Here is a 10,572-nt window from a genome sequence, read left to right on the forward strand (position 1 = left end):
GGGCGCTGCTCTGTCGGTCGAGTCGGTATCCGCTCTGTGGTTGTCGGCTTGACCGGTTCGGGCGGGGGCGGATCAAGCAGCGGAACGTTTGTGGTGATGAGCGGCGGCGGCGTGAACACCGTGTCGATCATCTCTTGAGGGATCATCAGCCAGACGCCGATCGCCAACACATGGACCGCAATCGCCCCACCGATGCCGAACGGCGTCCCCTTGCCGCCCTGATAGCCTGAAGGCGCTGCTATTGCCGCCTCCGTCCGCTGGTTGCCCGTCGCCTGAATCGCCAATTTGCGCATCGCTCGACTCCTCTCCACACCGCCCGCCTTTGGACGGATCATGACATGTTACATCATATTTCTATGATATGTTGCAACATCATTTTATTGAGTCGCTGGAGAAGCTGTCGGGAAGGGTTAAAGCGCCACGTCAATGGCATGCAGGATCAGCCCGACAAGGCCACCGACCAGCGTGCCGTTGATGCGGATATATTGCAGGTCGCGGCCGACCGCGCCTTCCAGCCGGTTGGTGATGGTGCCCGCGTCCCAGCCGCGTACCGTATCGCTGACCAGCCGCACGATCGCATCGCCATAGGTCGCTGTCGCCCCCACCGCCGCGCGGCGCACGAAGCGGTTGATGACCAGCCGCAGCCGCGCCTCCTCCTGCAAAGTGCCGCCCAACTGGCGCAGCGCTTCGCCCAGCCGTCCGGCCATCGCCTTGCCGGGATCACGCACCGCCCGCAACAGGCCGCCGCGCGCCTGTTCCCACAGCCCGTCGATCCAGCGCTGCATGGCGGGATTGTCGAGTATCTCGTCGCGGATTTTCGCCGCCTTGGCCTGTGTTTCCAGGTCGAATTGCAGGTCGAAGGCCAGTTTCGCCATGCCCTCTTCCGCCTTCAAGCGCAGCTCATGACCGGGGTCAGCGGCCATTTCCGCTAACATCTTGCGCAGGCCGTCGATGATCGCATTGGCCAGATTTTCATCCAGCCCGGTCCAGCGCAGCACTTTGCCCGCCTTGTCATGCACCATCTGGCGGATCAGATGGTCATTGGCTTCCAGCGTCTTGTCGGCCCAGTGGATGATGCCGTCCATGACCGGCGTGTGGCGGCCGTAGCGCATCGCCGCCTCGATCGCCTGACCGATCAGCGGGCCGACATTGATACCGCGCAGCCGCTGGCCGATCGCGCCCTTGACCATGCCGCCCAGTCGTTCCTGGTCCAGCGCTTCCAGCATGTCGGCGATCAGGCGGGACGCGCCCGCGCGGAGCCGCCCGTCGCCTGCCGAGGGACTGGCAAGAAAGCGGCCTGCCGCCGACGCCACATCCATCGTCCGCATCCGCCGCGCGACGACGGCGGGCGTGAGAAAATTGTCGCGCAGGAAGACCGCCAGCGTCTCGCCGATCCGGTCCTTGTTGCGCGGGATGATCGCGGTGTGGGGGATGGGCAGGCCGAGCGGATGGCGAAACAGCGCTGTGACCGCAAACCAGTCGGCTAGGCCGCCCACCATCGCGGCTTCGGCAAAGGCCTGCACGAAACCGATGGCGGGATGGATATGGACAGTGGCCCGCGCCGCGATGAATATCGCCGCCATGACCAGCAGCATCGCGGTCGCGAACATTCGCATGCGCCGTGCGGGATTGGGCAGGGTGTCACCGGTCGACCGGGAGGCGCGGAGCAATGTCATGGCTGCTTAACGGTTACGCCGCCGTTTCGTTCAGGCAAAGCTCTAATCCATCCGGCTATTCTGCAGGCAGGGCGACTCCCTTGTCATCGCCCGGCTTGTAGGTGAGCAGCCCCCGGCCGAGGCGCGGCCCAACCCAGCTTTCGAGCGCGACGGCCAGGCTGAAGGTAGCCGGCACGATCACCAGCGTCAGCACGGTCGACAGCAGCAGGCCGCCGATCACGGTGATGCCCATCGGCGCGCGCCAGGCACCATCGCCCGACAGCGACAACGCTGTGGGCACCATGCCCGCCACCATCGCCACTGTCGTCATGACGATCGGCTGGGCGCGCTTATGCCCGGCGTCCACGATCGCTTCGAACTTGGGCACGCCCTTGTCCATTTCCTCCAGCGCGAAGTCGATGACGAGGATCGAGTTTTTGGCGACGATCCCCAGCAGCATCAACAGGCCGATGAACACCGGCATCGACAGGGGCTGTCCTGCGACATGCAGGGCGAGCGCCCCGCCCAACGGCGCGAGCAATAGCGAGCCCAGATTGACGAAGGGCGGCATGATCCGCTTGTAGAGCAGCGTCAGCACCGCCAGCACGAGCAGGATGCCCGACGCCACGGCGATGGCGAAATTGACCAGCATTTCCGCCTGCCACTTGGCATCGCCGGCGTCGATCTTTTGCACGCCCTGAATACGGCCTTCGTTGATCGCCTTCATCAGCGGCAGAGCGTTGATCTTCTTGGTCGCCTCACTGGTCACGACGCCCGGTGCCATGTCGGCCCCGACGACGATGCGGCGGATCTGGTTGTAGCGGCGGATCTGCGTCGGCCCGGCGCCGAAGGTGATGTCGGCCACCACCTTGAGCGGCACCGATCCGCCATTGACGGTGGGCACGGGCATATTTTCGATCGTGCCGAGATCCTTGCGGCTATCCTCCGCAATCGCCACGCGGATCGGAATCTGGCGATCGGCCAGCGAGAATTTCGCGCTATTCTGGTCGATGTCGCCGATCGTCGCGATACGGATCGACTGGCTGAGTGCAGCCGTCGTCACGCCCAGGCTGGCCGCCAGGTCGAGCCGGGGCTTGATGATGATCTCAGGCCGCTGCATGTCGCCCTGGACGCGCGGCGCGCGCAATTCGGGGATGCGGGCCATTTCCGCGACCAACTGGTTTGCGACCTGCTCCAGTTTCACGGGATCGTCGGACCCGAACATCATGATGATGTCGCGGCCAAAGCCGCCGCCCGACTGCGACTGGAAATTCACCCGTGCGTCGGCGATCGTTTGGAACTTGGGCGCAATCTTGCGCTCCCATTCGACCGACGTCATCGGCCGATCCTTTTTCAGCGTCAGGAAGATGTCAGCATTGGTGGTTTCGATATCGGCAAAGGCGGCATCGACCACCTTCGTATCGGCCGCCAGCATATCGGCGACCTTGCGGGTAATCGCCGTCGTCTGCGCCAGGGTGCTGCCCGGCACGGTTTCGATCTTCACCTGGCTGAAATCGGTGTTGGTCGTGGGCTGGAACGTCATCGGCAGCGTCGCGAAGGCGATGATGGTCGCGATGAAGGCCAGCGCGCCAAAGCCGACGGTCCACATCCGATGATCCAGGAAAATCGCCGTGAACCGCCGCCAGCCACCGCGCGCGCGGTGCGCGATGGCCCGCCGCTCGTCGAGCGACCAGCGCAGCACGCTCATATAGCGGTCCATCAGCCAGCCTTCGCCATGGCTTGCCTCGCCATGGGCTTTGAGGAAATAGGCCGCAATCATCGGCGTGATAAGGCGCGCGACAGCCAGACTCATCAGCACCGCGACCACGACGGTCATGCCGAACTGGATGAAGAACTGTCCCGAAATGCCCGGCATCAAGGCGACCGGCAGAAACACCGCGACGATCGCCATGGTGGTCGCCAGCACGGCAAGGCCGATCTCGTCGGCCGCGTCGATCGACGCCTGATAGGCGCTTTTGCCCATGCGCATGTGGCGCACGATATTCTCGATCTCCACGATCGCGTCATCGACCAGCACGCCCGCGACCAGGCTGAGCGCCAGCAGCGAGATGCCGTTGAGCGTGAAGCCCATCATGTCCATGAACCAGAAGGTCGGGATCGCCGAGAGCGGGATCGCCAAAGCGGATATCATCGTCGCCCGCCAATCGCGCAGGAACAGGAAGACGATGACGACCGCCAGCACCGCGCCCTCGATCATCGCGGCCATGGCCGAATGATATTGGTCCTTGGTGTAATCGACGCTGGTATAGAGCTGCTTGTAGGTGACTTTGGGGTTCTCCTTGCGCAGCTTGTCCAGCTGAACCATCGCGTCGTCATAGACGGTGACGTCCGACGAACCCTTGGCCTTTTCCAGGCTGAAACTGGTGACCTGCCGCCCGTTCATCAGCGCGAGGCTGCGCTGTTCGGCATACATGTCACGCACGTCGGCAATGTCGGCCAGTTTGACGGTGCGGCCGCCGGTGATGGCGATCTGCGTCGCGCCCAGATCGCGCGCATTGCGCGCGTTGCCCAGCACGCGGATCGACTGTTCGGCCCCGGCGATTTCGGTGCGGCCGCCCGCAGCATTCAGATTGACCTGATTAAGTTGCTGATTGACCTGTGCAGCCGTGATGCCGAATGCCTGCAATTTGGCGGGGTCCAGGATGACGCGGATTTCGCGGCTGACGCCGCCGCCGCGATTCACCGCCGCCATGCCGCTGACCGACAGCAGCCGCTTGGCGACCGTATTATCGACATACCAGGACAATTCCTCCAGCGTCATGTCGGTCGCTTCGGCGCTGAAATAGGCGATCGGTCCGCCGTCGATATCGACACGGGTGACCTGCGGCTCCAAAATGCCGTCGGGCAGATCGCTGCGGATCTGGTCAACCGCATTCTTCACGTCGTTGACGGCGCGATCGACGGGCGTGCCGATCTGGAACTGGACATTGGTCAGCGACTGGCCTTCGGAGGCGAAGGAGGTGATTTCGTCCACGCCGCTGATGCCGCGCACCGCCGCCTCGATCCGTTGCGTGACCTGCGTTTCCAGCTCGGTCGGGGCAGCGCCGGGCTGGCTGACGACAACACTGACCGCCGGGAAGCTGATGTCGGGATTATTGTTGACGTCCATCCGCGTGAAACTGACGATCCCCGCCAGCAACAGGGCGGCGAACATCACCAACGGCGTCACCGGGTTGCGGATCGCCCAAGCGGATATATTGCGAAAACTCATGACGGGCTTTCCCTCGCCGGACGGATAGCCGTCCCTTCCAAATCCATCCAGCGCGGGCCGTGGTCGGCCGCGCCAGCCCTAACTGCCCTTGATCGCTTCCGGCTTGACCTTCTGCCCCGGTGTCAGGAAGGCCCCGGCCGATGTCACGATCTTTTCCGTGCCCGTGATGCCTGTGGTTACCGCAACGCCCGCATCGGATACCTGGCCGACGGTCACGTCGCGCCGTTCGACCATATTCTTGCCGTTGACGACATAGACATAATTGCCCTTGGGATCGCTCTGTACCGCCGATTCCGGCAGCAACGGCGCGGTCCCGGATCCGCTGGTGATCGTCACAGCGGCAAAACCGCCGGGCCGGATCGCGGCATTATAAGGAATGGCGACGCGGGCGATACCCTGCCGCGCGGTCGGATCGACCACTGGGGATACCTGCCACACGCGTCCGGCGAACTGGTCCTTTCCGCCGATCGGCGTCACCACGGCGCTGTTGCCGGGGCGCAGCGTTGCAAGGTCGCCCTCGGCCACCTGCGCCTGCAATTCCATCTCGCCATCCTTGGCCATGCGGAACAGGACGCCGCTGCCTGAGCCTACGATCTGGCCCGGTTCGACCGCACGGGTCAAGATCAGGCCCTTGGCGGGCGCGCGAATGTCAAGGCGCCCCGTCCGGGCGCGCTGTTCGGCCAATTGCGCAATCGCGACATTGACGCGCGCTTGCGCCGCATCCCGTGTCGCCGTACGTTGATCAATGTCGGCCGCGCTGATGAACCCGCGCCCGACCAGCGCCTTGGCGCGATCGAGCTGCGCCTGCGCCAGTTTCGCATCGGCGCGCGCCACTTCGACCTGGGCCGCGAGCGAGCGGACCTGTTCGACCTGTACCGAGCGTTCGATAATGGCGAGCGGCTGACCCGCGCGCACCCAATCGCCCGGCTGTACCAGCACGCGGCTGACCATGCCGCCTTCGCCGATGACGCCTACCGGCATTTCGACGCGCGCCGCGAGCGATCCCGTCGCCGTGACGGTGCGGGCTACGGTCGATTGGCCGGGGCTTGTTACCGTTACCACCGGCACCTGCGCGCTTGGCGCGGGCGCAGCTGCATCGCCGCCGCGCATGGACATCCATATCGCCACCGCAATCAGTATCAGCGCGACCACGCCGCCCACGATCAACAGCTTCTTGCGTCCGTTGCGTGAGTCGTCGTCGCCAAGGACAACCGTCGAGTCGCGCAAGACCTGGGTTTCGTAATTCATGCCGATTCCATCTTTCCGGCCTTCGCCATCCAGCGACTGTGTTATATGAATATAGCACCTGCCTCAACCCCCAATATCACGGGGTCGGGCGCAAGGGCAAAGCGATAATGTATCGGCACGGGACGGTGGATAGCGGATGCCGGTTCGTTACGCCTGCTTAGTATATTGCCAAGCGAACCGGACTGTGGCGCTATATCCACGCGGGGCACGGGAGAGGAGCGCGCCATGGACTTGTTGGGATGGATCGTCATCGGCCTGTTGGCCGGGGCACTTGCGAAGCTGATCATGCCGGGGCGCGATCCTGGTGGCTGCATCGTGACGATGTTGCTGGGGATCGCCGGGGCGCTGCTGGCCGGATTCATGGGCAGGCTGGCGGGCCTTTATGCGCCGGGGCAAAGCGCCGGGTTCATCGCCGCCGTGCTGGGCGCGATCGCCATATTGATCGTGTATCGTTTCTTGGCGGCCAAGCGATAGCCGCAGCACCCGCAGTCATAAAAAAGGGCCGCGCTTCGGATGAAGCGCAGCCCTTTTGACCGGAAGGTCGGGTTGGGCGCGTTAGCGCACCGAACCGCGACGGACCAGATTGATGATCGCCAGCAGAATGATCGCACCGACCAGCGACACGAGGAAGCTGTAGAGCGTAACGCCGTCGTTGATCGAACCGCCGCTGAAAATCAGACCGCCGATGAAAGCGCCGACGATGCCGACGACGATGTTCAGCAGGATGCCCTGCTGTGCGTCAGTGCGCATGACCATGCTGGCCAGCCAGCCAACGACGCCACCGATGATAAGCCACAGAATGATGCCCATGATAATCTCCTTGAACCACGCCCCCTGCGGGTTGGTAGCTGTTCAACGGGGCACAAGGCTTCTCGTTCCATCGCACAAAAATGATTCCGCCCCTGCAACCATCGCGGCTTTGCACCGTTAGGACGCGCCCGCAACGGAATGCAAAAAGGGCCGCCGGAGCGATGCTCCGACGGCCCCTGCCAATCCCGTCACGCCGACTGGCGCGAATTCAATATTTCTGCTGCCGCTCATAGAGAGACTTATAATATTGGATGCGCGTGACGCGCAGCCCGTGCATGCCCGACCGATCGACGGCGCGCTGCCAGCCGGCAAACTCCTCCAGCGTCAGATTATAACGCGCGCATGCCTCGTCGACGGTCAGCAGGCCGCCATTGACGGCCGCGACCACCTCGGCCTTGCGCCGCACCACCCAACGGGTCGTATCCGCAGGCGGCAGACTATCCAGCGTCAGGGGTTCTCCGAGCGGCCCGACGACCTGGGCAGGCCTGATTTTCTGGTTCTCGATCATTCTTAACCCTCAACTTGCGGCATTTGGTGTTGCAAAATCCAACGACGGAACCCTGTTTGCGCTTCAGCCCTGAACATCGACTAAAGCGCCACGGTAAACGCCATCTTCATCTTACTTGCCCCCCGGCTAGACGGCTCGCGACGAGCGGATTGAAACTTCCCGCGAGACGAACGGCCTCGATCATGCCGCCGGAACGTGGCGCAAACACTGCCGCCAGTTCCTGGACCCAGTCTTCCTCTTCGCCCTGCCCCCGCAGGACGCCCGCAACCGCCTGCGCCGTCGGGCTGGCCGCCTGTGCCGCCGCGCAAGCGGCTCGCAGGAACGGCCAGACCGGCATGCGCGGTCGGTCCAGGGCTCTGGCATGGACGGGTTTAAGCCCGCTTGCCCGAAGGAAACTAAGGTCCATGCCCTCTTTCTAGGTGGCAATGGATAAGGGTCCGTAAACTCGGACAATCGCTTCGTCGCATAGCGCGGCAGGCTATCGCATCACTCGCCACTGGCACCACGCGCGCGCCGAGGGTATAGGCGCAGCCATGCAGCCAGAATTTCAGTTAGCCCAGCCGCTCGACGCGCGGCGGATCGTCGTTGCCATGTCTGGCGGCGTGGACAGTAGCGTCGTCGCCGCGCTGGCCGCGAAGACCGGCGCGGAAGTCATCGGCGTGACGCTCCAGCTTTATGATCATGGCGCAGCGGTGGGCCGCACCGGAAGCTGCTGCGCGGGCCAAGACATACGCGACGCGCGCGCCGTCGCCGACCGCATCGGCATCGCACATTATGTGTTCGACTATGAAAGCCGCTTCCGCGATTCGGTGATCGCCGACTTTGCCGACGAATATATGGCTGGGCGCACCCCCATCCCCTGCGTGAAGTGCAATATGGGGGTGAAGTTCACCGATCTGTTTCAGATCGCGCGCGACCTGGGCGCCGATTGCCTCGCCACCGGCCATTATGTTCGCCGGGTCGAGGGGCCACAGGGCGCGGAACTGCACCGTGCCGCCGACCCCGCGCGCGACCAGAGCTATTTCCTGTTCGCCACGACGCAGGCACAGCTCGATTATCTGCGCTTTCCCTTGGGCGGCCTGCCCAAGCCGATGGTCCGTGAAATCGCCGCCGAACTGAGGCTGGCGGTAGCGTTGAAGCCCGACAGCCAGGACATCTGCTTCGTCCCCGACGGCGATTATGCGAAAATCGTGCGCAAGCTGCGCCCCGACGCGGATGAGGGCGGCGATATCGTCCATATCGACGGTCGCACGCTTGGCCGTCACAAAGGCATGATCCATTACACCGTGGGCCAGCGTAAGGGACTGGAAATCGGCGGCCAGCCCGACCCGCTCTACGTCATCCGCCTGGATGCGCCGGCCAAGCGCGTGATCGTGGGGCCAAAGGCGGCCCTGGCGGTATCGGGCGCGACATTGAGCGACATCAACTGGCTGGGTCGTGATTTTGCCGGGCCGTTGACGGCCAAGGTGCGATCGATGGCGAAACCCGTGCCCGCGCGGCTGGTGGACGGGCAATTGCTGTTCGACGCCCCGGAATATGGCGTCGCGCCGGGACAGGCGGCGGTGCTCTATGATGGCGACCATGTGCTGGGCGGCGGCTGGATTGCCAGCACGCAGAGCGCGATGGCGGAGGCTCTATAACCCTCTCCCTTGACGGAGAGGGATGCGTAGACTTGGCAGCTTGCTGCCCTAGTCGTAGCTGGGTGAGGGTGTGCCGACCTAACGATAGCGCACCGCCACCCTCATCCAACTCCGCCTAACCTCACTCCGTTCGGTAAGGCTCCATATCCTTCTCCCTCAAGGGAGAAGGAGTATGCCCCCCCAAATCCTTGCCCTGCCCCCCGCGCCCGGCTAAGGCCCGCGCGTCATGACTCGCACCCTCACCTTCGCCATTCCCAAGGGCCGCATCCTCGATGAAGCGCTGCCCTTGCTCGCCAAAGCCGGTATCGAGCCGGAGGCGGAGTTTCATGACAAGAAAAGCCGGGCACTGCGCTTCGCCACCAACCGCCCCGACGTGTCGATCATCCGCGTGCGCGCGTTCGACGTCGCCACTTTCGTCGCCCATGGCGCGGCGCAGATCGGCATCGTCGGATCGGACGTGGTGGAGGAGTTCGACTATTCCGAACTCTATGCGCCGGTAGACCTCGACATCGGCCATTGCCGCCTGTCGGTCGCCCAGCCCGCCGACGCCGCCGATGAAGATGAAGCCGCTATCAGCCATGTCCGCGTCGCGACCAAATATCCGCACCTCACGCGCAAATATTATGAAGCGCGCGGGCTGCAGGCGGAATGCGTGAAGCTCAACGGCGCGATGGAATTGGCGCCTTCGCTCGGCCTGTCGCGGCGGATCGTCGATCTGGTTTCGTCGGGCGCAACGCTCAAGGCCAATGGCCTTGTCGAAACCGACATCATCATGCCGATCTCCGCCCGCCTGATCGTCAACCGCGCTGCCTTCAAGATGCGCTCGGCTGAATTGGCGCCGATGGTCGAGGCGTTTCGCCGGGCTGTGGGGGTGCGGGATGCGGCTTGAACAAAATATAATCCTCCCCGGCACGGGGAGGTGGCAGGGCGAAGCCCTGACGGAGGGGGCGGGCGACCGTACCAAAGCGCCGATGCATGGGCGAGGGGCAATCCCCCTCCACCACTTGCTTCGCAAGCGGTCCCCCTCCCCGTGCCGGGGAGGATTTTACTTATCATGACCCAACGCCTCGCCACCACCTCGCCCGACTTCGCCGCCGCCTTCACAACCTTGGTCGATGCGCGCCGCGAGGCTGATGAAGATGTCTCGCGCGATGTCACTGCGATCCTCAAGGCCGTGCGCGCGGGCGGCGACGCGGCGCTGGCGGACTATACCCAGCGCTTCGACCGGCACGACCTGAACGTCAGCGGCTGGGCAGTTACGCCCGCCGAATGCCGCGCCGCGCTCGAAGGCATTTCCACCACCCTGCGCGATGCGCTCGAACTCGCGGCCGCGCGCATCACCACCTATCATGAAAAGCAGCGTCCAGTGGACAGCGACAGCGTGGACAGCGCGGGCGTGCGCCTTGGCGCGCGCTGGAGCGCGGTCGACGCGGCGGGGCTCTACGTCCCCGGCGGTCGCGCCGCCTATCCCAGTTCGCT

The 10,572-nt window shown here is 64.2% G+C and carries 10 protein-coding genes and 1 pseudogene; 4 read left to right on the plus strand and 7 right to left on the minus strand.

Annotation, left to right across the window (positions count from 1 at the left end; genetic code table 11):
- The 4 genes and pseudogenes from IL54_RS24665 to IL54_RS13980 all read right to left on the minus strand — a co-directional run.
- A pseudogene (locus tag IL54_RS24665) lies at positions 1-293 on the minus strand (hypothetical protein); the annotation flags it as partial.
- A 117-nt stretch (positions 294-410) separates the two neighbouring features.
- Complete coding sequence (locus IL54_RS13970; RefSeq protein WP_037476495.1) at positions 411-1,676, minus strand: DUF445 domain-containing protein; 1,266 nt, start codon at positions 1,674-1,676, stop codon at positions 411-413.
- 55 nt (positions 1,677-1,731) lie between these two features.
- A complete protein-coding gene (locus IL54_RS13975) occupies positions 1,732-4,887 on the minus strand; it encodes an efflux RND transporter permease subunit (RefSeq protein ID WP_037476496.1) in 3,156 nt (1,051 codons plus the stop codon).
- Positions 4,888-4,965: 78 nt separating this feature from the next.
- Positions 4,966-6,135: an efflux RND transporter periplasmic adaptor subunit gene (locus IL54_RS13980; RefSeq protein ID WP_037476497.1), complete on the minus strand. Its 1,170-nt coding sequence runs from the start codon at positions 6,133-6,135 to the stop codon at positions 4,966-4,968.
- A gap of 225 nt (positions 6,136-6,360) precedes the next feature.
- Here IL54_RS13980 and IL54_RS13985 point away from each other — a divergent pair, with 225 nt between their 5' ends.
- Complete coding sequence (locus IL54_RS13985) at positions 6,361-6,609, plus strand: GlsB/YeaQ/YmgE family stress response membrane protein (RefSeq protein WP_037476498.1); 249 nt, start codon at positions 6,361-6,363, stop codon at positions 6,607-6,609.
- Between the two features lie 81 nt (positions 6,610-6,690).
- Here the strand turns inward: IL54_RS13985 and IL54_RS13990 are convergent, their stop codons facing one another.
- The 3 genes from IL54_RS13990 to IL54_RS14000 form a co-directional block, all read right to left on the minus strand.
- Positions 6,691-6,945: a GlsB/YeaQ/YmgE family stress response membrane protein gene (locus IL54_RS13990; RefSeq protein WP_037476499.1), complete on the minus strand. Its 255-nt coding sequence runs from the start codon at positions 6,943-6,945 to the stop codon at positions 6,691-6,693.
- Between the two features lie 208 nt (positions 6,946-7,153).
- Positions 7,154-7,453 carry a CtrA inhibitor SciP gene (gene sciP, locus IL54_RS13995; RefSeq protein ID WP_037476500.1) on the minus strand — a complete coding sequence of 100 codons (300 nt, stop codon included), beginning with the start codon at positions 7,451-7,453 and terminating at the stop codon, positions 7,154-7,156.
- 106 nt (positions 7,454-7,559) lie between these two features.
- Positions 7,560-7,790 (minus strand): hypothetical protein, encoded by a 231-nt coding sequence (locus IL54_RS14000; RefSeq protein ID WP_237748887.1) that lies wholly within the window; start codon positions 7,788-7,790, stop codon positions 7,560-7,562.
- 196 nt (positions 7,791-7,986) lie between these two features.
- On the opposite strand from IL54_RS14000, the gene mnmA reads away from it, so the two are divergent.
- From mnmA to IL54_RS23065, 3 genes are all read left to right on the plus strand, one after another.
- Positions 7,987-9,093 (plus strand): tRNA 2-thiouridine(34) synthase MnmA, encoded by a 1,107-nt coding sequence (mnmA, locus tag IL54_RS14005; RefSeq protein WP_037476504.1) that lies wholly within the window; start codon positions 7,987-7,989, stop codon positions 9,091-9,093.
- Between the two features lie 226 nt (positions 9,094-9,319).
- Complete coding sequence (gene hisG / locus IL54_RS14010; RefSeq protein ID WP_037476505.1) at positions 9,320-9,982, plus strand: ATP phosphoribosyltransferase; 663 nt, start codon at positions 9,320-9,322, stop codon at positions 9,980-9,982.
- A 165-nt stretch (positions 9,983-10,147) separates the two neighbouring features.
- The coding region (locus IL54_RS23065) for a histidinol dehydrogenase (protein ID WP_193378895.1) at positions 10,148-10,572 on the plus strand (425 nt) is incomplete at its 3' end.

The organism is Sphingobium sp. ba1 (genome assembly GCF_000743655.1).
GTDB lineage: Bacteria > Pseudomonadota > Alphaproteobacteria > Sphingomonadales > Sphingomonadaceae > Sphingobium.